The organism is Mesorhizobium sp. B2-7-1 (assembly GCF_006440735.1).
GTDB lineage: Bacteria > Pseudomonadota > Alphaproteobacteria > Rhizobiales > Rhizobiaceae > Mesorhizobium.
In genome coordinates this window covers 1-22,453 of sequence record NZ_VFUA01000041.1, presented here as the reverse complement: position 1 = coordinate 22,453, position 22,453 = coordinate 1, and the positions used below count along the sequence as shown (strand labels likewise).

Annotated in this window: 22 protein-coding genes; 9 read left to right on the top strand and 13 right to left on the bottom strand. The window is 63.3% G+C overall.

All coding sequences use genetic code 11. From position 1 onward, the window contains the following. Positions 1-6: 6 nt before the first annotated feature. The 7 genes from FJ471_RS35330 to FJ471_RS16890 all read right to left on the bottom strand — a co-directional run bounded on the left by FJ471_RS35330 (position 7) and on the right by FJ471_RS16890 (position 7,346). A complete protein-coding gene (locus tag FJ471_RS35330; RefSeq protein ID WP_246684748.1) occupies positions 7-1,548 on the bottom strand; it encodes an alpha/beta hydrolase in 1,542 nt (513 codons plus the stop codon). 161 nt (positions 1,549-1,709) lie between these two features. Further along, positions 1,710-2,666 carry an EamA family transporter gene (locus tag FJ471_RS16915; RefSeq protein WP_140804954.1) on the bottom strand — a complete coding sequence of 319 codons (957 nt, stop codon included), beginning with the start codon at positions 2,664-2,666 and terminating at the stop codon, positions 1,710-1,712. Positions 2,667-2,767: 101 nt separating this feature from the next. Continuing rightward, on the bottom strand, positions 2,768-3,049 hold the full coding sequence (locus FJ471_RS16910) for a hypothetical protein (RefSeq protein WP_246684747.1): 282 nt from the start codon (positions 3,047-3,049) through the stop codon (positions 2,768-2,770). A gap of 210 nt (positions 3,050-3,259) precedes the next feature. Beyond that, positions 3,260-4,432: an FAD-dependent oxidoreductase gene (locus tag FJ471_RS16905; protein ID WP_140804952.1), complete on the bottom strand. Its 1,173-nt coding sequence runs from the start codon at positions 4,430-4,432 to the stop codon at positions 3,260-3,262. A gap of 17 nt (positions 4,433-4,449) precedes the next feature. Continuing rightward, positions 4,450-5,769, bottom strand: a complete 1,320-nt coding sequence (locus FJ471_RS16900; RefSeq protein ID WP_140804950.1) for an aspartate aminotransferase family protein — start codon at positions 5,767-5,769, stop codon at positions 4,450-4,452. A gap of 137 nt (positions 5,770-5,906) precedes the next feature. Then, on the bottom strand, positions 5,907-6,884 hold the full coding sequence (locus tag FJ471_RS16895) for a GlxA family transcriptional regulator (protein ID WP_140804948.1): 978 nt from the start codon (positions 6,882-6,884) through the stop codon (positions 5,907-5,909). Positions 6,885-6,998: 114 nt separating this feature from the next. Continuing rightward, positions 6,999-7,346 (bottom strand): VanZ family protein, encoded by a 348-nt coding sequence (locus tag FJ471_RS16890; RefSeq protein ID WP_140804946.1) that lies wholly within the window; start codon positions 7,344-7,346, stop codon positions 6,999-7,001. Between the two features lie 291 nt (positions 7,347-7,637). Here FJ471_RS16890 and FJ471_RS16885 point away from each other — a divergent pair, with 291 nt between their 5' ends. The 5 genes from FJ471_RS16885 to FJ471_RS16860 all read left to right on the top strand — a co-directional run bounded on the left by FJ471_RS16885 (position 7,638) and on the right by FJ471_RS16860 (position 12,291). Continuing rightward, positions 7,638-8,174, top strand: a complete 537-nt coding sequence (locus tag FJ471_RS16885; protein WP_140804944.1) for a DUF1629 domain-containing protein — start codon at positions 7,638-7,640, stop codon at positions 8,172-8,174. A 251-nt stretch (positions 8,175-8,425) separates the two neighbouring features. Beyond that, entirely contained in the window at positions 8,426-9,286 is an 861-nt protein-coding gene (locus FJ471_RS16875; protein WP_140804940.1) for a xanthine dehydrogenase family protein subunit M, read from the top strand. Next, the gene (locus tag FJ471_RS16870) at positions 9,286-9,762 is read left to right on the top strand and encodes a (2Fe-2S)-binding protein (protein WP_140804938.1); all 477 of its coding nucleotides are present in this window, start codon (positions 9,286-9,288) and stop codon (positions 9,760-9,762) included. The genes FJ471_RS16875 and FJ471_RS16870 overlap by 1 nt, the downstream gene beginning before the upstream one ends. Positions 9,763-9,764: 2 nt before the next feature. Then, complete coding sequence (locus FJ471_RS16865; RefSeq protein WP_140804936.1) at positions 9,765-12,029, top strand: xanthine dehydrogenase family protein molybdopterin-binding subunit; 2,265 nt, start codon at positions 9,765-9,767, stop codon at positions 12,027-12,029. A gap of 16 nt (positions 12,030-12,045) precedes the next feature. Beyond that, positions 12,046-12,291: a MoaD/ThiS family protein gene (locus FJ471_RS16860; protein ID WP_140804934.1), complete on the top strand. Its 246-nt coding sequence runs from the start codon at positions 12,046-12,048 to the stop codon at positions 12,289-12,291. A gap of 67 nt (positions 12,292-12,358) precedes the next feature. Here FJ471_RS16860 and FJ471_RS16855 read toward each other — a convergent pair whose 3' ends face one another. Next, positions 12,359-13,747 carry an SIR2 family protein gene (locus tag FJ471_RS16855; protein ID WP_140804933.1) on the bottom strand — a complete coding sequence of 463 codons (1,389 nt, stop codon included), beginning with the start codon at positions 13,745-13,747 and terminating at the stop codon, positions 12,359-12,361. Positions 13,748-14,018: 271 nt separating this feature from the next. Here FJ471_RS16855 and FJ471_RS16850 point away from each other — a divergent pair, with 271 nt between their 5' ends. Further along, positions 14,019-14,900 carry a serine protease gene (locus FJ471_RS16850; protein WP_181179477.1) on the top strand — a complete coding sequence of 294 codons (882 nt, stop codon included), beginning with the start codon at positions 14,019-14,021 and terminating at the stop codon, positions 14,898-14,900. A gap of 368 nt (positions 14,901-15,268) precedes the next feature. Here the strand turns inward: FJ471_RS16850 and FJ471_RS16840 are convergent, their stop codons facing one another. From FJ471_RS16840 to FJ471_RS16830, 3 genes are read right to left on the bottom strand one after another with little or no spacing between them, the layout of a single operon-like run. After that, positions 15,269-16,411, bottom strand: a complete 1,143-nt coding sequence (locus tag FJ471_RS16840) for an ATP-binding protein (RefSeq protein WP_140804929.1) — start codon at positions 16,409-16,411, stop codon at positions 15,269-15,271. A gap of 55 nt (positions 16,412-16,466) precedes the next feature. After that, positions 16,467-16,889 (bottom strand): DOPA 4,5-dioxygenase family protein, encoded by a 423-nt coding sequence (locus FJ471_RS16835; protein WP_140804927.1) that lies wholly within the window; start codon positions 16,887-16,889, stop codon positions 16,467-16,469. A 44-nt stretch (positions 16,890-16,933) separates the two neighbouring features. Then, complete coding sequence (locus tag FJ471_RS16830) at positions 16,934-17,575, bottom strand: hypothetical protein (protein WP_140804925.1); 642 nt, start codon at positions 17,573-17,575, stop codon at positions 16,934-16,936. A gap of 506 nt (positions 17,576-18,081) precedes the next feature. Here FJ471_RS16830 and FJ471_RS16825 point away from each other — a divergent pair. From FJ471_RS16825 to FJ471_RS16815, 3 genes are all read left to right on the top strand, one after another. After that, a complete protein-coding gene (locus FJ471_RS16825; protein WP_140804923.1) occupies positions 18,082-18,618 on the top strand; it encodes a hypothetical protein in 537 nt (178 codons plus the stop codon). A 99-nt stretch (positions 18,619-18,717) separates the two neighbouring features. Continuing rightward, entirely contained in the window at positions 18,718-19,551 is an 834-nt protein-coding gene (locus FJ471_RS16820; RefSeq protein ID WP_140804921.1) for an SPFH domain-containing protein, read from the top strand. After that, positions 19,548-20,084: a hypothetical protein gene (locus tag FJ471_RS16815; RefSeq protein WP_140804919.1), complete on the top strand. Its 537-nt coding sequence runs from the start codon at positions 19,548-19,550 to the stop codon at positions 20,082-20,084. The genes FJ471_RS16820 and FJ471_RS16815 overlap by 4 nt, the downstream gene beginning before the upstream one ends. A gap of 51 nt (positions 20,085-20,135) precedes the next feature. Here the strand turns inward: FJ471_RS16815 and FJ471_RS16810 are convergent, their stop codons facing one another. Together FJ471_RS16810 and FJ471_RS16805 are read right to left on the bottom strand one after the other, a co-directional pair. Beyond that, a complete protein-coding gene (locus tag FJ471_RS16810) occupies positions 20,136-20,897 on the bottom strand; it encodes a Stf0 family sulfotransferase (protein ID WP_140804917.1) in 762 nt (253 codons plus the stop codon). A gap of 336 nt (positions 20,898-21,233) precedes the next feature. Then, the gene (locus FJ471_RS16805) at positions 21,234-22,208 is read right to left on the bottom strand and encodes a nucleoside hydrolase (RefSeq protein ID WP_140804915.1); all 975 of its coding nucleotides are present in this window, start codon (positions 22,206-22,208) and stop codon (positions 21,234-21,236) included. Positions 22,209-22,453 lie beyond the last annotated feature (245 nt).

The following is a 22,453-nucleotide window of genomic DNA, read 5'->3' as shown; positions in this document are numbered from 1 at the left end:
GGCCGGTTACCGGCCCGCCGTCTCGGCGATGAAGGCGCGAACGTGGTCTATGAACTCCTCGAAGGCGGGCTCGCCTTCGAGCAGGATGTGGTTCTGGCTGTCGAGCTCGATGAAGCGCGCGCCGGGAATGCCCGCGGCCATGGTGCGGCCCGACTCCACCGGCGCCACGTTGTCGTCCCGCGCATGCAGCACCAGCGTCGGCACGCTCACCTTCTCAAGCAAGTCGCCGACGTCTATCACCGAAAAGGAACTCTGAAGGCGCCAGGCATCGTCGGGCGAGACGGTACGCAGCATCAGATCGTCCATCCAGGCGAAATGCTCATGCGTGGCGCCGGGGATGAACATGGAGCAGAAGGCCTGCCGGAACATCGGGTTCGGCTTGCCCCAACTCTCGCGCATCAGCGTCGCCGCGGCCTCGCGTGTGGCGATCTCGCCCGCGTCGCCGCGCGCCCGCCAGCCTTTGACGTAGCCGCCGTAAAGGATCATGCCCGACACTTTCTCGGGATGGCGGATGGCGTAGGCGATCGATACCGCGCAGCTCTGCGACAGGCCGAGCAAGGTGAAGCGTTCGAGCCCCGTCGCCTCGACCACGCATTCGAGGTCCGACAGCATGGTCTCGAACGAGATGTCGACGACGTGCCGCTGCGAAAGCCCATTGCAGCGCTCGTCATAGCGCACCAGCCGGTTCTGGCGCGACAATTCCCGCATCCAGTGCCGCCAGATCGGGCTGTCCCAGTCGAAGGTGAGATGCGACATCCAGTGCGCGGCGCGCAGGATCGCGGGGCCGTTGCCGGTGCTGGCGTGGGCGAGCCTGGTGCCGTCGAGAGCCCGGCAGAATTGCACGGCGCGGCGAGGATCCTGCGATGACGTGACGGGTCTCGGCGGCGTGGGAGAAGTAGGCTGCGGCGCGCGGCCCGTGGCTTGCGCGGCGGCCGAGCGGACCTTGTCCTCCAGCGCCTCGGTCTCGGCGGCGAGCCTCGCATCGTCGGGCACGAGGCTGCGCAGGCGCTGGGCGAAGGGCAGCGCCCGCCGCGGCTGGTCCGCCAGGCGCTCGACCAGCTCGCGCAGGATGCCGAGCTCGACGATCTCCACCTCGCTGGCGATGGCCTGCCGCCAGGCTTCATAGTCGAAGCAGCGTTCGAGCGAGAGATCGGCAAGAAAGCAGCCGCGGATCGAGGCCAGGGCGGCTTCGAGCTCCTCCGTCGAGCGGGACGAAAGATCGGCCTTCACCAGCGGCGCCAGCCGCGCATGGTCCGTCTCGAGGTTGAGCGCGACGGCGTTGCGATCCGTGGCAAGGGCGGATTCGTCGTCGCCTAGCACCTGGCGGATTTTGGACAGGCTCCAGCGCAAGGCGCCGCGCGGATCGTCGGGAATGTCCCAGAATATTTCGCACAGCCGCTCGCGCTGGTGCCGCCTGCCGGTGACGGCGAGGTAGGCAAGCAGCGCCCGCGTCTTGCGCGACGGCGGCAGGTCGAGCGGCTGGCCGTCGCGCATCACCTGAAAATCGCCAAGCACGCGCAACTCCAGCATATGCTGAGCGCCGTTCATGCGTTCACGCGCTTGTCGATCGCCATGATCCCCCTTCGGCCTTGGCCGGCGCTGCGAAGGGCAGCCAATAGCAAAATCGGCTAATTTAGGAAAGCTTGGAGCCTCACGGCAGCAACAGTTTCAGACTGGAGAGCACGAGGCACGCCCGTGACGGCCCGGCTTCAAGCCTTTGCCGGAACCACCCTCGGCTTGATCACTGTCGCCAGCAGGACCCCGGCCACGATGAAGGCCGCGCCGAGCAGATCGTAGTCATGCAGGCTCTCGCCGAGCAGCAGATAGGCGAGAATGGCGACGAACAGTGTCTGCAGATAGAGCAGCATGCTTGCCCGGCTGGCGCCCAGCGCCTCGACGCTTTTGTTGTAGAGATAATACATCAGCGCGCCTCCAGGGCCGGCCAGATAGGCGAGCGCGAGCAAGCCATTGCCGTTCAGGGCGGAGCGTTCGTCGTTGACGATTTCCCAGAGGTGGAACGGCAGCGCCACCAGCGCGCCGGCGCCGAGCAGGAGCACGACCAGCGGCAGGAGCTCGAGGCCGAATTTGGAGCGGCGCAGCAGCACCGTGTAGAGCGCCCAGCAGAAGGCGCTGCCGACGATCCACAATTCGCCGATGTTGAAGCGCAGTTGCACCAGTGCGTCCAGCTTGCCATGCGCGACGATGACCAGCATGCCGGCAAGTGCCGCAACCGCGCCGAGCGATTTCCAGAGGCCGAGCGGCTCACCAAGCACCAAGCGCGCCAGCACCATGGTCATTATCGGCGACATCGCCATGATGATGCCGGCCGTCGTCGCGTCGGTGTCGTTCAGGCCATGATAGATCATGCCCTGGCAGAGCGTCAGCCCGATGGCGCCGACGGCGACGATCTCCAGCGGCCGGGCTTTGAGCAGCGCAATCATCGCGCCGTGATGGCGATGCACGATCGGCAGCAGGATGGCGCAGGCCAGCAGGAGCCGCCAGAAGCACAGCCCCCAGGGTGGCATTTCCGGCGCTACCCATTTGGCGGCGATATAGACGCCGGCCGAGAGCAGCCAGCAGAAGACGGCGGTGGGATAGCCACCCAGGGAAGGTATCGAGATCGCGGCAGGTTGCTCTGCCGGATGCGCTATCGGTATCGCCTGCATCGCATGCCCCCCGTTCCATGAACGCCAGCCCAGACGTGAGCGGCAGTCTATCTCATATCGGGGGTGTTACATAGTTGGCCGACCAAGCCATGCCGCAGGGATCAATGCGGCGTGCCGCCGGCCATATGCAGAAGGTCCCAGGCCGAGTCGACGCGACCGTCGAACTGCGAAGCAAAAATTTCGGCCTCGAGGTCTTCGAAGCCGTCGTCGACAAGAGCCTCGATGCTTCGCCGCAGCAAGGCAAGCTGCATCTGCCGCGCGTGGATTTTGTCGGATTCGCGCATGATGGCCGTGACGTGATAGGCGACGACCGGGTGGCCAAGACAGGACAGGAGCGTGCCCGACCCTGCCGTCGCCGCAGTGACTGCTTCCTCGATATTCATGCCGGCACTCCTCATCAAAAGATGCTGGGCGCCTCCCCGGCAGACGGCGACGGTATCCGTCGCTTCTTTTCTCATTTCGGCAGTCGCAAGGTGATTGCTCGCGGCCAAAATCAGTATCCTCCAGAACACTATTAAAGGCGACCGGATAGTTAATCGATGGTTAACGGCAAAGCTCGCATCTTAGGCATCCGGGCCGGCTTGGCGCGCCGGTCAGTGACCGAGGACGTTACGCTCGGCCGACGGCGCCAGGCTCTGCGAACCGGGCACCGAAACCGGCGCGCCGCGAAGCACCCAGTCGGCCGCGATCTGGCCGATGACCGGGGCGAGCTGGATGCCGTAGCCGCCGGCGCCGGCGGCCGTGATCAGTGACGGTTCCGAGGCATCGAGCGGCCCGACGAAGGGGCGATGGTCGGCGGTGACCGGATAAAGGCCCGCCCAGCCACGGCCGAGCCGCGCTCCAGGCAGATCGGGCACGCGTTCCAAAAGCAGCTCGGCCAGATCGACCTTCGACTGCTCCTCGCACTGGTCGTTGTAATTGTCGGGGTCTTCCGGCGCGATCGAGTTCACCTTGTGGATCTCGGCGATCAGCTCGCCCGGCTTTTCATGGCGGAAGTTGAGGCCGCTGCCTTCGCTGTTCACGAGGTCCATCACCATCGGCATGGTGTAGTCGAGCGGCTCGTCCAGATGGATGACGACGGCTTCGTGGCGCTCGGGCCAGATGTGCAGCCGCTGGCCGAAAAGCGCGGCGACCTGCGGCGCCCAGGCGCCGCCCGCATTGACCACGACATCGCAATCGATCAGCCGGGGCTTGCCATCGGTGGCGTCGCCGCTGGTCTCCAGCCTATAGCCGCCCGGGCGCCGTTGCACGCCGAGCAGCTTGCGGTACTGGCGGATCTCGCCGCCCTTCTCACGCACGATGCCCGCCAGCAAATTGCACATCTCGTGCGGGTCGATGAAGCCGTTGTCTGGCCCGAACAATCCGCCTTCGAGCCCGTCAGGATTGATGTGCGGAACGAGGTCCCTGAGTTCGTTGGCGCGGATCAGGCGCGACCTCAGCCCCGCCTCGGCCTGGATCTCGACCGATCTCGCGAACAGCGTCATCTGCGCCGGCGTGCGGGCCAGCCGCAGATAGCCGATATGATTGAAGCGAAGCCCCTCGCCCTCCCAGTGGCGGAACCGGCGCAGCGCATGAACGCGCAGCATGATCTCGAACGGGTCGGTCAATTGCGATCCGACGACGCCGACCGACCGGCCGCTCGACCCCGAAGCAATCGACTGGGCTTCGAGCACCGTGATGCGCGCGCCCTGCTCGACGAGGTTGAGCGCCGTGCACATGCCCAGCGTGCCCGCGCCGATCACAACGACATGAGGAGAAGCTGTCATCCGTGGTTCTGCCTCAATCAGGACTGCGCGGCGACGTCGCCCAGGGTCGCGTCGATCGCTTGAAGGATGGCGCCGGCGTCTTCCTCGGTCATCGGCGTCGACAGCGCGAACAGGCCGTAGCTGGCGGAGAGCACGCCGCGGCCAAGCAAACCCTTGTGGAAGGCGTCGAACTTCCTGTGCTCGGCCGGACCTGGATAGATGGAGCGGTAGTCCGTGACGGGATGCGACGTGAAATGAACCTTGAACAGCGAGCCGACGCCGACGCATTGGCCGGCAAGCCGATGCTTTCCGAATGAGGCGACGACCCCTTCGCGCAAGGATGCGCCGAGACGATCGAGATGGGCAAAGCTCTCTTTCGTCAGCGCCCGCATCGAGGCAAGGCCGGCGCGCATGGTGACCGGATTGGCGGTGAAGGTGCCGCCGTGCGGAAGCGCTGGCTTGCCAGCGGTCGGATCGAACACCGCCATGACATCGGCCCGCCCGCCCACGGCGCCGACCGGAAAACCGCCGCCGATGATTTTTCCGAGCGCCGTGAGGTCGGGCTCGATGCCCCACAGGCCTTGCGCGCCCGACCATCCGAGGCGAAACGAGATGACTTCGTCGAAGATGACCAGCGCGCCCGCGGCATGGGCGATCTCGACCATCGCGCGGAGGTAATCCCGGCGCGCCGGAATCAGCCCGGCGCGGTTGGGCATCGGGTCGACAAGCACGGCCGCGATGGTCTCGCCTTCCGCGGCGAAGACGGCGCGCAGCGCCTCGGTGTCGTTGAAGGGCACGGCGATCACGTCGTCCAGCACGCCGCGCGGCGTGCCCTTGGCATAGGCCGTCGACCTCGGCAGATCGCCCCAGTTGGCGGGCGAGGAATCCAGGCTCACTTCGGCGAAATCGTAGGAGCCGTGATAGGCGCCCTCGATCTTGACGATCTTCGGCCGCGCGGTGAAGGCGCGCGCGGCCTTGATCGCCATCATCACGCCCTCGGTGCCGGAGTTGGTGAAGCGGATCTGGTCGACCGAGGGCAGCCGCTCGACCAGAAGCTCGGCGAGTTCGATCTCGCTCAGCGTCGGGGTGCCGAAAGCGGTGCCGAACGCCAGTTGCTCGGTCACGGCCGCGGTGACATCGGGTTGCGCGTAGCCATGGATCATCGACGTGAAGTTGTTGATGCAGTCGTAGTAGGAATTGCCGTCGACATCCCAGACCCTGCAGCCCTCGCCCCGCGCGGCATAGATCGGGAACGGATCGACGAACACCGTGGTGCGCGTGTTGCCGCCCGGCATCACCTTCCTGGCGCGCTCGAACAGGGTTTTCGATCCGGGCATGGCGTCGGGATAATGCGGCATGGCTCTCCGAAGGCGAATTCGACTTGTTGAAACAGCGGCGCAACCGCCGCTCGTCACGAAGCTACGGCTCGTTTGTGCGCCGGCGCAATCGGCCAGGCCCGGTCATGCGACCCGACCACGGTCATCGCGGACCTTCATCATTTCGCGGCAGCGGCAACCGTGCGGTTCGGGTGCCTCAGATTGGTCGGCGTGATGCCGGTCTGCTGGCGGAAGACGCGGCTGAAATGGCCGGCATTGGGGAAGCCGCAGCGGTAGGCGATCTCGCCGATCGCGAGATCGCTGCCCTCGAGCAGCGACTTGGCGTAATGCACCCGCAGCGCCAGATAGGCGGCCATCGGGCCGATGCCGAGCTCGGCGCCAAACAGGCGCTCGAGCTGGCGGCGCGAGCAGTTCTGCCTGGCCGCGATCTCGGCGACGGAGAGCGTCTCCTGGAGATTGCTTTCCATCAGAAGCAGCGCCCGCTTCACCGCGCGGCTCATGGCCGCGGGAAAAAGGTCGCCGACCGGCTGCACGTCGCGGCTGGAACGGATGCGGTCGAGCACCAGGATCTTGGCCGCCTTCTCCGCCGCTTTCTGGCCGATGAATTGCGAGACGAAATAGCCGGCGAGGTCGGCCGCTCCCGTGCCGCCGGCGCAGGTGGCGCGGCCGCGGTCGACGGAATAGAGGCTGTCGGCATGGGCGTTGACATCTGGAAACTCGGCGCGGAAATCCTTGATGTGGAACCAGCTGACGGCGGCGCTGTAGCCGTCGAGCAGGCCATAGCGCGCCAGCACGAAGCTGCCGGTGCAGAGCGCGGTAAGGGGCACGCCTTTCGCGGCGGCGCGCAGCAGGAACGCCTCCTTTTCCGAGCTCAGCTTGCGGTTGGTGTCGAGCAGGCCGCCGACCACCACGACATTGTCGAAGTCCTCGGGATTGCCCATCGCCTTGGTCGGCAGCAATTCGACGCCGCAGCTGGCGCGGATCGGCAGGCCGCGCTCGCCGACGATCTCCCAGTCGAACTCGATCCTGCGGCTGCGGTCGCCCTCGTCGCCGGCCAACCTGAGCGTGTCGATGAACAGTGATAGCGGCGACAGGGTGAAATCGCGCACCAGGAGAAATGCGAACTTCTTGGCCATTTGCCTCCGGGACCATCCTCGCTCAACCGGACATTATGCGAAATCCCAGGGCCGGGCCTTCTGATTCCGACCTGCATGCGGTCGAAACACCACCGGGGCCGCGACGTCGTGGGGCTAGCGGCGCGCAGCGGCCCGGCTGGCGAGCGCGATGATGATGCGCCCCAGCACGATCCCGGCGACGCCCGCCGCCGCCTTGACAAGGGCGTCGAGGGCGCGCGCATGCCGGCCGGGATCGAATAGCTGCAGGAACTCCAGCACACCGGCCACCACGCAAACGAACAGCACGGTCTGCGCGACCCGGGACGGAAACCCGAGCGCCAGGGCCAGCCCGAACAGGATGTAGGCCAAAGCGCGCTCCACGTTGGCGTCGCCAAGATGCGGCCGGAACTGGATGGGCGACAGCGTTGCAAAGGTGATGATGGCCAGCAGGACGAGCGCGGCGAGACGGGAGAGCGAGGTCATGCCCGCTCATACAGGCGGCAAGCCGGCATAACAATATCGACCGGTGTCCGGTCGGGGATTGGTCCCGCGCACCCTGCAAGCGCAGGCGCCAGCATCCGCCGCCGACCATCATTGTCCCGCCGGACGCTCGGTTGCCTCGCAGGTGTCGGCCTGGCGTGCGACGCGGCCAGGCTGGCCTTGCTTGAATACCGCTTCCGGCCGGTGCATGGTTTCGCGCGCTGTCGAGGGCCGCAGGGCATCGGGCACGAGCCGTCATCCCATGCCTCAGTCGAACCAGCGGGACATCTTGCAATGACGACCATCCATCAATTCGCCGTGTCGGAGGGGCAGGAATGGGTGCTGCCGGTCGATGACGAGACTTACGAGGTGTTCTTCGGCCTCGATGGGCGCTCGCTGGACGGCTGGCAGCCGCCGGTGATGCGGCGCGTCGAGGAAGGCGAGCGGCTCTATTCCGATTTCCCCTGGCTCGGCGAGCACGCCCCGCTTTTGCGCCAGGCGGCCGTCGATGCGCTGGCGGCGACGCTCGCCCCCTATGGCGAGCTCGTCGCGCTGCGCGGCGAGAAGGTCTGGCTGCTCAACGTCACCAAGGTGATCGATGCGCTGGACGAGGCGAATTCGCGGATCGTGCGCTTCGACGACGGCGATATCTTGGCGATCGAGCGATATGCTTTCGACGCCGCCAAGATCGGCACGGCGGAAGTGTTCAAGCTGCCGATGCGGGGTTCCCCTGTCTTCGTCAACGAGGTGTTCGTGGAGCGGGTGCGCAACGCCGGGTTGCGCAACGTCTCATTCGAGCCGGTATGGGCCTCGGGAACGGCAATCGCCTGAGGCGAATAACAGTTTTGCGGTTTGTGGCGGAGACGGGCAATCACCGACGCCGGCGCCGCCCCTCATCCGCCTGCCGGGACCTTCTCCCCGTATAATGACGAGGAGAAGGAAGTGGCCGCCCTGCCCTGGCCTGCCCGCTGGGCGCATCTGGAGCATCGCTCTGGCCCAACCCGGACATGCATGAACGGGATGGCCATTATAACCAGACTCTTTATAACGGTCGCTGACATAGCGACGACCAAGGGGAGACGATGCGTTACATACGTCCGCTTTCAATCGAAGATGCCGTTGGCGAGCTCGCCAAGGCGGTAGGCCCGGCCGCGATCCTTGCCGGGGGCAGTGACCTTTTGGTGAGGATGAAGGGCGGCTTCATCGAGCCCGAGCTGATCGTCGACATCAAGGCGATAGGCGGCCTGGCCGACATCACCGAAACGGCTGACGGCTTCCGGATCGGCGCCGCGGTGCCCTGCGCGGTGCTGGGCGAGAACAAGGCCGTGCGCAAGGCGTGGCCGGGCGTCGTCGAGGCGGCCAATCTGATCGGCTCCAAGCAGGTGCAGGGCCGCTGCACCATCACCGGCAATCTCTGCAACGCCTCGCCCGCCGCCGACAGCGTGCCGGCGCTGGTGGCGGCCGGCGCCAAGGCGGTGGTCGCCGGGCCTTCGGGCAAGCGCACCATTGCCGTGGAAAGCGTGCCGACCGGACCCGGCCGCACATCGCTTGCCAAGGGCGAGATCATCGAGGCGATCCTGCTCGACAAGCGCCCCGTGCATGCAGGCGACGCCTATCTGCGCTTCATTCCGCGCACCGAGATGGACATCGCGGTGGTGAGCGCCGGCGTCAACCTGACGCTGGACGACAAGGGCGCGATCAAGACCGCGCGCGTTGCGCTGGGCGCCGCCGCACCGACCGTGCTGCTGGTCGAGGAAGCGGGCCAGGTGCTGGTCGGCTCGAAGCTCGACGAAGCCACGCTGGAGCGGCTGGCCAAGATCTGCTCAGGCGCCTGCCGTCCGATCGACGACAAGCGCGGCACCATCGAATTCAGGCGGAAAGTCGCGGGCGTGCTGGCGCAAAGGGCCGCCGCTATCGCCTACAAGCGTGCGGGAGGCAAATAATGGCCGGTGTAGCTGTATCAACCACCATCAACGGCGACGCCGTCGAATATCTGTGCCAGCCCGACGAGACGCTGCTTGAAGTGCTGCGCGATCGCCTCGGCCTGACCGGCGCCAAGGAAGGCTGCGGCACCGGCGACTGCGGCGCCTGCAGCGTCATCGTCGACGGCAGGCTGGTCTGCTCCTGCCTGGTGCTGGGCGCGGAAGCCGAAGGCCGCAAGGTCGAGACCATCGAAGGTATGGCGCATGGCGACCAGTTGCACCCGCTGCAGCAGAAGTTCATCGAGCATGCGGCGCTGCAATGCGGCATCTGCACGCCGGGCTTCCTGATCGCGGCGAAGGACCTCTTGGCCAAGAACCCCTCGCCCACCGAGGAGGAAATCCGCTTCGGGCTGGCCGGCAACCTCTGCCGCTGCACCGGCTATGACAAGATCGTGCGCGCCGTCCAGGACGCGGCCAACGTGATGAAGGGAGCCTGATCATGAATTTCGATCCGCGCTTTACCGGACGCAAATTCTCCTCGGTTGGCACGCGCCCGCTCCGCCCCGACGGCATCGACAAGGTGACCGGACGCGCCCGCTACGGCGCCGACTTCAACATGGCTGGACAGTTGGTGGGCCGGATCTTACGCAGCCCGCACGCCCATGCGGTGATCAAGAGCATCGACACCTCGAAGGCGGAAAAGCTCGCCGGCGTGAAGGCGGTGATCACGGCGAAGGACCTGCCGGACCTCACCGATGGCGACGCCGCCATGTACGACATTCTCGACAACTCGATGGCGCGCAAGAAGGCGCTCTATGACGGCCATGCGGTGGCCGCGGTGGCGGCGATCGACGCCCGCATCGCCCGCCAGGCGCTGAAGCTGATCGAGGTCGACTATGAGGTGCTGCCGCATGTCACCGATGTCGACGAGGCCGCGCATCACCACGCGCCGCTGATCAACGACCAGGTCTTCACCGAGGGTCTCGAGGAAAAGCCGGCAAAGCCCTCCAACATCACCAAGCGCACGCAGTTCGGCCATGGCGATGTCCACAAGGGTTTCGCCGAGGCCGATTTCGTGATCGAACGCTCGTTCAAGACCGAGCAGACGCATCAGGGCTATATCGAGCCGCATGCCTGCGTGGCGAGCGTCAACCCGGACGGCACGGCGGATCTGTGGGTCTGCACGCAAGGCCATTTCGTCTACCGCCAGCATTGCGCCCAACTGCTTGGGCTCGAAGCCTCGAAGCTGCGCGTCACCTCGTCGGAGATCGGCGGCGGTTTCGGCGGCAAGACCCATGTCTGGGCCGAGCCGGTGGCGCTGGCGCTGTCGCGCAAGGCCGGCCGCCCGGTGAAGCTCGTCATGACCCGCGACGAGGTGTTCCGCGCCTCAGGGCCAACCAGCGCCACCTCGATCGACGTCAGGATCGGCGCGAAAAAGGACGGCACCATCACCGCCGCGGAAGCGACGCTGCGCTATAGCTGCGGCCCCTATGCCGGCTCCTGGGCCGAGATCGGCGCCATGACGGCGTTCGCCTGCTACAAGCTCGAAAACGTCAAGACCGTCGGCTTCGAGGTGCTGGTCAACCGGCCGAAGACCGCGGCCTATCGCGCGCCGTCGGCGCCGATGGCGGCCTTCGCGGTGGAAAGCTCGATCGACGAGCTCGCCCGCGAGATCGGCATGGACGCGGTGGATTTCCGCATCAAGAACGCCGCGCAGGAAGGCACCCGCGCCTCCTACGGCCCGGTCTACGGGCCGATCGGCATCGGTCCGACGCTGGAGGCGGTGAAGAAGCATCCGCACATGAAGGCGCCGCTGAAAGCCAACCAGGGGCGCGGCATGGCCTGCGGCTTCTGGTTCAATTTCGGCGGCCAGACCTGCGTGGATTTGAATATTGGCATGGACGGCTCGGTGTCGCTGGCCGTGGGCACCGTCGACGTCGGCGGCTCCCGCGCCTCGCTGTCGCTGGTTGCGGCGGAGGAGCTCGGCATCGACTATTCGCAGCTCAAGGCGATCGTCGCCGACACGTCCTCGCTGGGCTACAACGACATGACCGACGGCAGCCGCGGCACCTTCTCGTCCTCGATGGCGACGATCTCGGCCGCCCGCAACGCTATTCTGATCCTGCGCGACCGCGCGGCGCAGATGTGGGACATCCCGGTGGAAGACGTGGTCTGGGAAAAGGGCCACGCCATCGCCAAGGGCGAGAAATACGGCAATCTGTCGCCGCTGTCGCTGAAGGACATCGCGGCCAAGTCGGGCACCACCGGCGGACCGATTGCCGGCCATAGCGAGCTCGTGGCCGACGGCGCGGGCGTCTCCTTCGCCACCCATATCTGCGACATCGAGGTCGACCCCGAAACCGGCGCGACCCGGGTTATCCGCTACACGGTGGTGCAGGATGCCGGCAAGGCGGTGCACCCGACCTATGTCGAGGGCCAGTACCAGGGCGGTGCGGCGCAAGGCATCGGCTGGGCGCTCAACGAGGAGTATATCTACGGCAAGGACGGACGGCTGCAGAATGCGGGCTTCCTCGACTACCGCATCCCGGTGTGCTCCGACCTGCCGATGATCGACACGCAAATCCTGGAAATCCCCAACCCCAACCACCCCTATGGCGTGCGCGGCGTGGGCGAAACCTCGATCGTGCCGCCGCTGGCGGCAATCGCCAACGCGGTGTCGAACGCGGTCGGCGTGCGCATGACCCACATCCCGATGTCGCCGCCGCGCATTCTCGCGGCGCTCGACGCGGAGCGGGAAGGCTGAACCGAGGCTAGCGGCGATGGTCGAAGTCACCCTCTGGGGCTCGCTCAGCACCGTCGCCGGAGGCAAAGCCAAGCACGACATCGAGGCCAAGGACATAAGGGAACTGTTCCGCAAACTGGCGGAACAGTATCCCGGAATTGAGCCGTGGATCGATCGCGGGATCGCGGTCGCGATTGATGGCACGATTTATCGCGATACGTGGAGTAAGGAACTGCCGGAGGACGCGGAGATATTTCTGCTGCCGAGGCTGGCGGGGGGGTGAGGCTGCCGTCGTTAACTAGTTAGTTTGAGACGCTGATTTGTAAAAACTTGATTGTCATTCGATCGAGTCAATCTCTTAGTTTATATTCCTTTCCTGCCATCACATTGCGGAATAGATCGACAGCTTCATGCGACCACTTCCTCGTGGCTGATCTCTTTCCTGTCTTAATCCGCTCGTGATAACAATTATCAGACGCTCGCAAATCAACCCTTTTCTCATCCTTAATTTTTCGGATAACTGGATTTAGATCATTCCACCCCTTCAGCTTTAACTCGTCCGCAACTTGCGATAGCGTAAAGGGATGTGTCTTGTTGTCGGTGTCAGCAAAGGTTAGACCGAGCATACGGGGGAGTTGCTCATCGTCTTGGGCAACCTTTTCTAGAGTAGCATAGTCCACCTCCACAGTTCCGCGAGGAATATCCTTGCGCGTGAGCTTCATCAATCTCGCAGCCAAAGCTCGAAGCAAGGCAGGATTTACCTGCTTCAACTCGTGCCTTGCGGACAGCAACTCGAAGACCTCCCTTAGAGATGACACGTTGAAGACGCGTAACCTGTATTGTCGACCGCTTTCTTCATCGTCGTCGATTACCACTTCGGACTGCGATGGACCTGATTTAAGTTCGGCATGCCATACCACCTGGGCAACGTTGCTAACCAAACCGGTCTCGTCGGCAACAATCCGCCCTATATCCTGGAGGAGTGTCCGGACATTCGGGTCACCCAAGCCATAGCCAAAAATAAAGACTGGGTGTTCGACAAAATAGGTGAGGAGCTTTGCCGCGAAGTATCGGCTCTGCTTGTGCCAGTTCTCATAGTCACCGCTAGTGAGAACGAGGCTTTGTGGCTCTCCAAGCATGCCGTGAATATGAAAGATTTCGCCGAAGGAATTGAGGTCGTACCTCAGTACGCCACGGCCAACTATAGGTTCGTAGCCCTCAAAAATCAGCTCGATCATGGAATCATAATTTGTAGTTATGATCGCATGAGGGCGTATGTCCCTCAACGCGGATATCTCTTCATTATATTTCGCCGCAAGACCGTCGCGATCGGCCGGTGTGATCTTCTTCAGATGCTCGGCGATTATCGATTTTATGAACACATGTCTGTCGGCTCCCTCGAAAAGCGCGGCGTCGAAATGATCTCTACCGTCGCTCCATGCCCATTCGAAGATCAAGTCGGCTATGGCGGTACCGATCTTGACTTTGTCGTCCCCGAACTTCTGGGCGAAGTAAGAATACGATGGCGCACTCTCACCAAGAATTTCGAGGGCGTACCTGAGCGCACCCTCCCAATCCGGAGCTTGCATGTATCTCCGAGCTAGGCCTGCGCCGATGAATAGGACCGGCTGAACGTCAAACTCCTCCACTACAGCTTGGATTGCTCCCGCGACGCTTACTGCTGTATCCAACTCGCCGTCTGTCGCCGTGCCCACAGTGCCAGTCTCTTCTTTAGCCATTTAATGTCGCCTCCATCTTTTCGATAACCGGGAACGAGGCCGGCAGCAATTGATTTCGGGCTATTAGCAAACAGCTTGGTTGTCCACTTTAATCATTTGTATATTTTGGACGCTTGGAGTTTGGCTTCTGGACTCTGGGGCTTATCCCCGAAGCTCCGTGCAGCTCATCCAAGCGCGGAGTTGTCCCGTCCACCCAATGGATTGGCAATATCGCGGGCGAAACTTCTGTGTGTTATCAAAACTTTCGACGCGATGGGTTTGAGAAATGGCGATGGCCGACGATAGCCAGCGAACTGGCCTTAAAGGACTGCCCTTCACCGTGATCCGAATTCGGGCCGGCGATCCAATACATCCTAACATGGTGCACACTGGAACGGGCTTCTTCTACAGGCTCGATGTAGGTCCCCATCAAGTTGCGCTCATCGTATCTAACAAGCACGTCCTGACACGGAAGACATGGATTGAATTCGATGTAGGCGCCATGGACGGTGATAGGAACCGCATCCTTGGTCCTGCTACCGCAGTTCGTGCCGAAGCTGGCGAATTGCCCATCTTTGAACATCCAGACCCGAGCGTCGACTTAGCTGCGGTCCCATTGAATCCGATCACTGACAGCCTCGAAGCGGTCGGCAAGAAGCCTTTCGCGCTCCTATTAACAAAAGAAAACTTGCCACCCGCCAACATACAAAGCGCCCTCAATGTGGCAACGAGCGTTCTGATGGTGGGCTTTCCGAACGGGATAATGGACGACGTGAACAACCTGCCTATAATCAGACGCGGGACACTGGCAATGCCCTATGCCGCGAACTATCGAGGAAGCGCCGATATTGTGATCGATATTGCTGCATTTGGAGGATCCTCCGGCTCCCCGATCTTTGCCTTCTTTGAGCACATTTTCCCTGACGATGCCGGCAATATCAACTTCATGACACGACCGCTTATCTACCTAATAGGGATATTGCATTCGGGTCCGATGATGACGGCCGAAGGACTCATAGTTCCAGCCCCGGTGCCGACCAGCTACCAAGTTGCCCGGACGAACTTGATGATCAATCTCGGCTATTGCGCCAAGGCCTTTAGGATTGAAGAACTCGCTCCGGTTATTGAGTCCTTTGGCGCAGCCCAGACTAGAATTGCCACGTCACAGCAGTGATGGCTGCCCCTTATTTGGGCCTTTCGGAAACCTAATTTGCGTGGCCAACTTCTCGAGAATCACCAAGGCTTCGTACGGGGCTGTCCGTTGCGTGTGCTACGCCTCCGACCATGGAACTGGGAGCCAGGTTTCCACCTCCTCCCGGGCGGTGAGGAGCACCGGCATCGCCTTCTCGTGGATCGGTGCTATCAAAGCCTTGGACTTGGTTGTGAGGAAGCCATAAAGCTCAAAGTCGCCCGTACCGCCCTGACCTTGCGGACGCCCTGCCAGCGCGTCCGCAAGCCGGAGGTTGCATACGGGGCGCAATCTGCATCGAGCAATTGGAGCCTGCCAGAGGCCTGAACTTTAGAAACACAATGAGATCGCTACTAGTCCTCACCCTCATCTGAGAGCGCGTCCATCAATGCAAAGAAGTCCGACGCACCAACCTTCGTCACCGAACCGACCACCTCAAACTCATGTTCTATCAGTAGCGGGTTCGGGATTTCGTTGGCCAGGATGCGAGTTTGAAGAAGGTAGCGCCCCGGGGCCGAGGGCAAGATTGCTAGATCCTCTTCAGCGCGAACCGTTTGGCCTGGTCGTATCGTTCCTAAGGTTATATGAGCGACTGGCTCGGAGCCCCGATCATCGACAACCATCAACTGGTTGGCACGCTCTAGCCTGACGTGGGCTAAGTAGGAGGTGTCTGGCACTTCGGGCATGCAGTCGACGCGAAGCAGCGACACAGACTCTCCTTCTGGGCAACGGCAAATCACTTCGAGATGGGCATCTCCAATGGAGAATTCAGAATTGTTAGTCAATATTAATCTAACCTGTATCGCCCGCCGCCAGCTTGAGTAATAGTAAGCTCCGTCTCTCCAATAGTTTTTATTCGAAAGAGGCCTTGGGAAATTGAACATCTCGTTTCGATTTTCGGCGAAATCGGGCAATTTTTTTGGAAAAACCAAGAATTCTCTATCGAATCTGTGCGGCAGAGGCTGATTATCTGGAGCTTGGAACGACAGCAAAACCCGGGCCTCGCCCCGCGCCATGTTGGCTGCTCCCATCAACGCGACTTCTCGAGGTGAAGCGATCCCAGTGGAACTCCCCCGGCGGATGTAAACTACGTCCTTGGTGAGCTTCCCGTAGTCTCTCTTGAGGTAGAAGGGCCGCTGCTGTTTCGGTATGGAGATCACCGCGATCTGCTGGCCTTCGAACAATCCTTCCTCGTAACGGAAGTCGAGCTTGCTCTCCAACTTCCCATTAACGAATTCTTGAAGACGCGAATCATCAATGGCGCCTTCTGACGACAATCCAACCACTTCTGCAGGATGGGGCGGGTTCTCCTTGAACCCAATCAGTATGTAACCGGCACTTTCCCTATGCGCGTTTGCTAGAGCCAAGATGTCTTTCAGAATTTCCGACTTCTCTTCGTCGCTGGCCTTGGCAAAAGGATAGCGCTCGCCCTTGTAGTCCAAGTCGGAACCCTCGCCTTTGCAACGCAACTCCTCGAGCAACGCGTCGGTGAGCATCTGATTTCCCCCCGTTTCTGGTGCGCTGTTAGCAGCGCCAACCCTACTTCCGCCCCTACGCCCCCAGCGTCGGCTCCGTATTCACCGCCAGCGCCTCCTCCGCCTCATCCTCTTCGCCGAGCACGTCGCCATGCACACCGAGCGCCCGGCCGATCCAGATCGGGTCGATCAGGTGGTCGCGCTTGGGGTTGGTGGTGTTGGGGTGGATGAGGATGCTCAGGCCCCCATGGTTCAGCATCAGCCAGGGGACCAGCGTGGCGAAGATTTCGGTGGCGAAGGAGACCTGGTACATCGCCTGCTCATGCGGGCCGACCGGCTCGTCGCGCCAGTTGCCGAGGCGCACGCGAAAACGCTCTGCGATGCGCTGGCGCAGCCATTCGGCCTGCCGGCGCTGGGCCGCATCGCCGTAATAGATGTGGGCGTGATAGCTGGCGATCTCCGCAAGCGGTCTCGGATCAAGTGGCGTGGCGTTGGTCATCGCGATGCTCCCTTCGATGATTCCTCATTGTCGCGTCCAGCAAGCTAGCCCGGCCGGCACTGGCGCTTCTGCTTCAGGCATTGGTCGCCGATGTCGCGGGCAACGCAACCGGACAGCACCTGGAACGGCGTGAATTTTCCAGATTGGGAAAAAAACTGAAGGCAGTAGCTTCTCCAATCCGGTCGCAGCGCGGCCCAGTATCCAGCCAGAATGGCCTTGCGCTTCTCTTCCCCTTCCAGGCAATCGCGTCGCTCATTCGCCTTCTCGTCCGGGAATTTCGCATTGCAATAAGGGTCGCTTTTCAAGGCGGAAAACAGGGTGTCCGCCGTCGGTTCGCCGATGCTGCAGAAGACGCGGCCATCGAGGCAGGCCCGCCCCAACGCCGAGTCAACCAGGTCCCCGACGGTGAGATAGGTGTGGAACCTGACCTCCTTCATATAATCGCGCATGAGCCTTTGGTTTTCCTCCGGTGTGACGAGATACCAGAAGGGTTCCAGTTTGGCCTTCAGCGCCGTCTCGTCGGTAAGGCACTTATCCTTCTCGGCCTGTTGCTCGGCCTTGACGAGCATTTTCGAAACGAGCGCGGTGCAATAGCCTTGTGTGTCCAATTGTGGAAAGGGCGGCTCCTGCCCTGCCTCGGCGAGTTGCGATGCTAGCAGCAGTGCGACGATCAAGAAAATCCGCATCGCGCCCCCCCTTCACGGCCGACCGCAGCGTATACCTGACGACGTTGCCCGGCCTAGCCCCAAACGTCAGGGCAACCGCAGACGCCGTCGTCGCCCGCCGCTCGCGACAATGTGTATGGCCGCCATTTCAGACTTCGCTTATCAACGATGCAGCATGCCATCCATGGTTCCCGGACAGCCCCGTCCGGCGAAGAAGACGTCTTTGTGAATGAGGCAAGGGATGGAGGGGGAGCGGCGACGGAACGGCCTTTGATACGCCTCGGGCGTGGCCGTTGGCGCCCGGAAGCGGGCGGCAGGGCGCGCTGAGGCGGGCACGTTCCGGCATCTTCGAAGCGGGCAATCAAGGCGGACCACTGAGCGGGCCGGTCGAAGCGGCACGCTCAACACCGACACGCAAACCCCGGGCGCCGTCCCGAGGTGGCGTGACGGGCCTGTTTTGCCCTCTCCTTCCATTTCAGTGCCTTGGCGATTTTGAGTGCGTTGACGATTTCCAGCGGGAGTTCGGCATGTCGCATCTTTTGTTTGTGCTCGCGCTCGGCTTCATCGCCTGGCAGTGGTTCGCCAAGGCGCGAGGCGGGGCGAAAGGCGCTCGGCGGGAAGGCGTGCGGCCGGAAGGCGGCCGGCGCGCCGCGCCGCGAATGGCGTCTTCCGACAACGGTGACGACGAGACAGAAGGCGGCGAGATCGCCGACGTCGCCAAGGCGGTTTCGAGCTTCCTCGGCGAGAAGGCTTTTCTGGGCGAAAAAGGCCTGCTCGGCGAAGCCCTGCTCGGCGAGACAGGGCGGGAACTGCTCGGGCAAGCCGTCAGCCGCGCCTTGCAGGAGTCCGGAGTCGCCGGCGAGATCGAGCGCCGGGCGACCGAGGCGCTGAAGCCGCTCAGGCAGGCGTCAGCCAAAGCCTCGAAGAAGGCGGCAGCGCAGGCGCAGGGCAAGCAGCGGACGAAGTATCTGCTCGACGGCGATGGCGGCTACCGGCAGCGCAGCGACCGCACCGCGCGGCTGGAACAATCCTTCAGGGGCAAGGGCCTCTGCTCGCCGCGTTAGCGCGGCTCTCAGCTTGAATCGCCTATCCGCTCCAACTCTCTGTTTTCACATCGTAAATCCATGAGGCGCACGCGCCTCCAACCAAGCGAGGGAAGTACAATGGCAATCACCAGGCAGGTCATCACGTCTCTGCAGCGCGACGGCACGGATGCGCTGGGCACCCGGACCGTGGCGATGAAGATCGTCGACGAGAGCATCGTCTCGGGCTCGCTGCTCACCGTCGAGAGCAACCATTTCTGCATCCTGAAGTCGCGCGGCGCGGTGCTCAACGTCTACGAGACCGGGCAATATGCGCTGCAGACGCCGGACAAGCCGCTGGTCGGCTCCGTGGTGCAAGGCTTCTTCGGCGGCTCGTCGCCCTGGGTCTACGAGGTCATCTACATCAACCGCTCGAAGCTTTTGGTGCGCAACGAGGGCGTGGCGACCAGCGCCGAGATGGCGGAGATGTCCTATGTGGTGGACTACTACATCCACATCGATAGCAAGGAAGAGGCGCTCGACCTCATCACCCACATGCCCTTCGCGGGCGCGGTGATCGACACCAAGGAAATCGCCGACTATGCCGGGCCGGCCATCGAGCAGGCGATCAACCAGATCATCCAGGTCACCAAGATGGAGAACGTCAACGAGCGCATCAGCGACGTGCGCGAGGCGGTGAAGGCGCATCTCACCGATTTCCTCAAGGTCTACGGCATCATGCTCAACGACCTCAAGGTGTTGATCATGCCGCGCGACGAGCGCATGCGCGAATTGATCTCGCTGCAGGCGATCGGGCTCACCCCCATCGAGGCGGTGCGCTATTACCTGGCGCTGCGCATGGCCGACAAGGGCCTGGTCTCGGCGCCCAATGCCGCGGCCGGCGTGCCCTTCCAGATCGGCGGCCAGCCGACCGGCTTCTATCCGCTGGGCGACGAAGTGGGCGCCACAAGATGAGCCGCTTCTACGAGGCCGGGCCGCTCGCACAGGTCGGGATCAACCTGTTCTACGGCTATGGCTACAATTTCTACCGGCAGGAAAACCAGCTCCGCGCCGACGACCAGCGGGTGCGCCAGATGGCGTGCTCGCTGCTTGGCCGGGCGCGCGCGGGGCTCGACGAGGCCGAGAGCCGCTACCGGCGCGAGAACATCGCGCCCCCTACCCGCGCCAATCCCTTCCCCGACCCGGCCGTCGTCGCCAACGCGCAGGCGCTGGAGCGGCTGGGGCGCGAGGTGGGCGGGCTGGAAGGGCTTATCCGCCACCAGCCGGTGCCGGAGAACGACCGCATGGCGCAGCGCTACCGGCTGGAGGCCGCGACGCTTGCTACGCTCGCCGAAAAGGACGCGGTGCTGGTCGGCCAGGCGGAGCTCTTGCGCTCGCTGGTCGAGGGTGCCGCGGCCGACGCGATCCTGACCAACAAAAGCGAGATCGAGACCGGCATCGGCGCCATCGCGACGACGCTGCGCGACCGGCAGACGTTCCTGCTGTGAGGCGCGCGACGCGTCAAACGCGCTCCGGCGGATCGCCGGAGCGGCGCTTGGTCAGAACCGCCTTCTGTTCAAAGGCCGCTTCAGGGCGATGCGGGCGAAATTGTCCAGCGTGCGCGGCACCGGTACTTCCTCGATCGCCTCGATGGCCCCCTTCTTCGCTGCCTCTTGCCGAAAGCGCTCCACCCAATCCTCGGTGAGGTCATCGCGCTGGATCCTGAGTTGAGAGACCGGCACGGCCGCCGGCGCCGGAACATCGAGCAATTCGGCGACGGCTTCGAGATAGGGCCTCGGGTCCGGCAGGAGGTCCTCGTAGAAGAAATGCCGGTGGGGCAATTGCGAAAGGTCCACATAGGCCCGCCAGAACGCGTAGCTCTGCTCGATCTGGAAGAACGCCTGGCTGATGCCGGCGAAGCTGTAGGGAACAGGAGATCGAGCGCCCTTGGCGCGGCTTGTCCACAAGAGCGAAACGCTGGCGCGGTAGAAGGAAATGGCTTGCCTCAGCCGATCGCGGCGTTCGAGCAGGATGAAGCCCAGATCGTTGTTCTTTCGGACTTCCAGCAGGAAGTCCTTGCCGCACTTGCCCTTCGACCAGCTCAGATGGCGCGGAAACACCTTGATGGCGAAGCGGCCGTTCGCGGTCGAGGCTTCGCGGATCACCGTCTCCTCGAGCACATCGTATCTGCGCGGCTCCGGACCGAGATGGAGCTGCTTCAGCCATTCCTGCGAACGGCCCATGATGCCTGTGGCATTGGTGAGACTTCCAAGCCAGTTCGAACCGCTTCTTCCCTCGGTTAAAACTGCAACCCCCTTCAATCTATCATATCCTCCCTTTTAGCCCGCTGCCGGTAAAGCCATAGGAACGCGCGGGCTCAGAGCTTCATTCCCGCCATCGCTTCAGTCTTGCCCGGGCGGACGGGCCACTCCCGGCCTATGTCCGCCTCGATGCCGCTCTTTCGCGACTGCCGCTCCCGGCAGCCGTTCCGAACGGTCCAGCGTTTCATCGAAACGCCGACCGACTCCAGATGTTTCTTTTACGCAGTTTTGGACGGAAGGCCACGGCGAAGTCGCCGAGCCCAACCGCTCACACTTTTCCTGGAATTGCTCCAGGTGCCGCCGGGCCGCTTGCCATCCTGAAATTGCGAGGCCGGCTCACGCCTTTTGCCGGCTCAGCCGCTCGACCGCGTCGACGATCAGGTCGCAGAACTTCTTATGGTCGAGCTGCATCGCCACGGTGTGGCGGAAGTTCACCTGCTCGCTCGCCGTGCCGCCGAAATGGCGCATGCCGCCCATCTTCTCGAAATTGCAGACCGTCATGCCCTTGGTCCAGCGTCCGGCGGTCTCGACGCGGATGTCGGCCTTCTCGGTGGTGAAGACGGTCGGGTCGATCATGGCCGCCACGCAGCAGGCGTCATGCACGGCGGGGTACGCGATCTGCAGGAGGCCGCCATGCGTGGTCGCGATGAATTCCCAGATGTCGAGGATGAACTTGGCGATCGAACCGCCGACGACGCGCACCCTGTCCTGCAGCTCAGGCGTGGCCAGGGCCTGGTGCGTGAGGTCGAGCCCGACCATGGTGACGTCCCAATCGGCGCGGAACACCACGTCGGCGGCCTCCGCATCGGCGTAGACGTTGAACTCGGCCGCGGGCGTGATGTTGCCGCGCGTGAAGGCGCCGCCCATCGCCACCACCTTCTTCACCCGCCCGATGATGCGCGGGTCCTTGCGGGCTGCGAGCGCGATGTTGGTGTAGGGGCCGACCGGCACCAGCGTGACGCTCTTCGGCTCGTGCGCCATGACGGTGTCGATGATGAAGTCGACGGCATGCCGCCTGTCGAGCTCGAAGGAGGCCGGCGGCAGCTCGGGGCCGTCGAGCCCAGTCTCGCCGTGGATCTCGACGGCCAGCACCTGGTCGCTGACCAAGGGACCGGGCGAGCCCTTCGCCACCGGCACCTTGATGCCGTAGGCGGTGCATGTGGCCAGCGCGTTGCGCGTGGTGTTCTCGACATTGTGGTTGCCCGAAACCGTGGTGATGCCGAGCAGGTCGATGTTCGGGTTGCCGGCCGCAAGCAGGATGGCGATGGCGTCGTCGTGCCCCGGATCGCAATCGAGGATGATCTTTTCCATGGTTCCTCCCTGGGGCGATTACAGACTGGGGCGGCTTGCAGCGTCAAGGTTCGTCGGTTGGCACAACGGGGTGCAACATCGCGGATGCCGGCGCTGCCCCCGCTCCGTCTCGGCTTCGCCGAGCCACCTCTCCCCCACCTTTGGCGGGGGCGAAGAAACGCAAGTCGCCGAGGGTGGGGAAACGCCAACCGCCAAGGGCGCGGCCTTCGCAAGCCTGGGTTCCTCGCCCCCACAAAGTGGGGGAG

Bases quoted from the DNA above. Each gene is read 5' to 3' on its own strand.
- FJ471_RS16875 (WP_140804940.1), top strand. From the start codon at position 8,426: ATGCGTTACATACGTCCGCTTTCAATCGAAGATGCCGTTGGCGAGCTC.
- FJ471_RS35330 (WP_246684748.1), bottom strand. From the start codon at position 1,548: ATGAACGGCGCTCAGCATATGCTGGAGTTGCGCGTGCTTGGCGATTTT.
- FJ471_RS16905 (WP_140804952.1), bottom strand. From the start codon at position 4,432: ATGACAGCTTCTCCTCATGTCGTTGTGATCGGCGCGGGCACGCTGGGC.
- FJ471_RS16815 (WP_140804919.1), top strand. From the start codon at position 19,548: ATGAGCCGCTTCTACGAGGCCGGGCCGCTCGCACAGGTCGGGATCAAC.
- FJ471_RS16910 (WP_246684747.1), bottom strand. From the start codon at position 3,049: ATGAATATCGAGGAAGCAGTCACTGCGGCGACGGCAGGGTCGGGCACG.
- FJ471_RS16830 (WP_140804925.1), bottom strand. From the start codon at position 17,575: ATGCGGATTTTCTTGATCGTCGCACTGCTGCTAGCATCGCAACTCGCC.
- FJ471_RS16915 (WP_140804954.1), bottom strand. From the start codon at position 2,666: ATGCAGGCGATACCGATAGCGCATCCGGCAGAGCAACCTGCCGCGATC.
- FJ471_RS16805 (WP_140804915.1), bottom strand. From the start codon at position 22,208: ATGGAAAAGATCATCCTCGATTGCGATCCGGGGCACGACGACGCCATC.
- FJ471_RS16855 (WP_140804933.1), bottom strand. From the start codon at position 13,747: ATGGCTAAAGAAGAGACTGGCACTGTGGGCACGGCGACAGACGGCGAG.
- FJ471_RS16865 (WP_140804936.1), top strand. From the start codon at position 9,765: ATGAATTTCGATCCGCGCTTTACCGGACGCAAATTCTCCTCGGTTGGC.
- FJ471_RS16840 (WP_140804929.1), bottom strand. From the start codon at position 16,411: ATGCTCACCGACGCGTTGCTCGAGGAGTTGCGTTGCAAAGGCGAGGGT.
- FJ471_RS16850 (WP_181179477.1), top strand. From the start codon at position 14,019: ATGGCCGACGATAGCCAGCGAACTGGCCTTAAAGGACTGCCCTTCACC.
- FJ471_RS16900 (WP_140804950.1), bottom strand. From the start codon at position 5,769: ATGCCGCATTATCCCGACGCCATGCCCGGATCGAAAACCCTGTTCGAG.
- FJ471_RS16890 (WP_140804946.1), bottom strand. From the start codon at position 7,346: ATGACCTCGCTCTCCCGTCTCGCCGCGCTCGTCCTGCTGGCCATCATC.
- FJ471_RS16870 (WP_140804938.1), top strand. From the start codon at position 9,286: ATGGCCGGTGTAGCTGTATCAACCACCATCAACGGCGACGCCGTCGAA.
- FJ471_RS16885 (WP_140804944.1), top strand. From the start codon at position 7,638: ATGACGACCATCCATCAATTCGCCGTGTCGGAGGGGCAGGAATGGGTG.
- FJ471_RS16825 (WP_140804923.1), top strand. From the start codon at position 18,082: ATGTCGCATCTTTTGTTTGTGCTCGCGCTCGGCTTCATCGCCTGGCAG.
- FJ471_RS16895 (WP_140804948.1), bottom strand. From the start codon at position 6,884: ATGGCCAAGAAGTTCGCATTTCTCCTGGTGCGCGATTTCACCCTGTCG.
- FJ471_RS16860 (WP_140804934.1), top strand. From the start codon at position 12,046: ATGGTCGAAGTCACCCTCTGGGGCTCGCTCAGCACCGTCGCCGGAGGC.
- FJ471_RS16835 (WP_140804927.1), bottom strand. From the start codon at position 16,889: ATGACCAACGCCACGCCACTTGATCCGAGACCGCTTGCGGAGATCGCC.
- FJ471_RS16820 (WP_140804921.1), top strand. From the start codon at position 18,718: ATGGCAATCACCAGGCAGGTCATCACGTCTCTGCAGCGCGACGGCACG.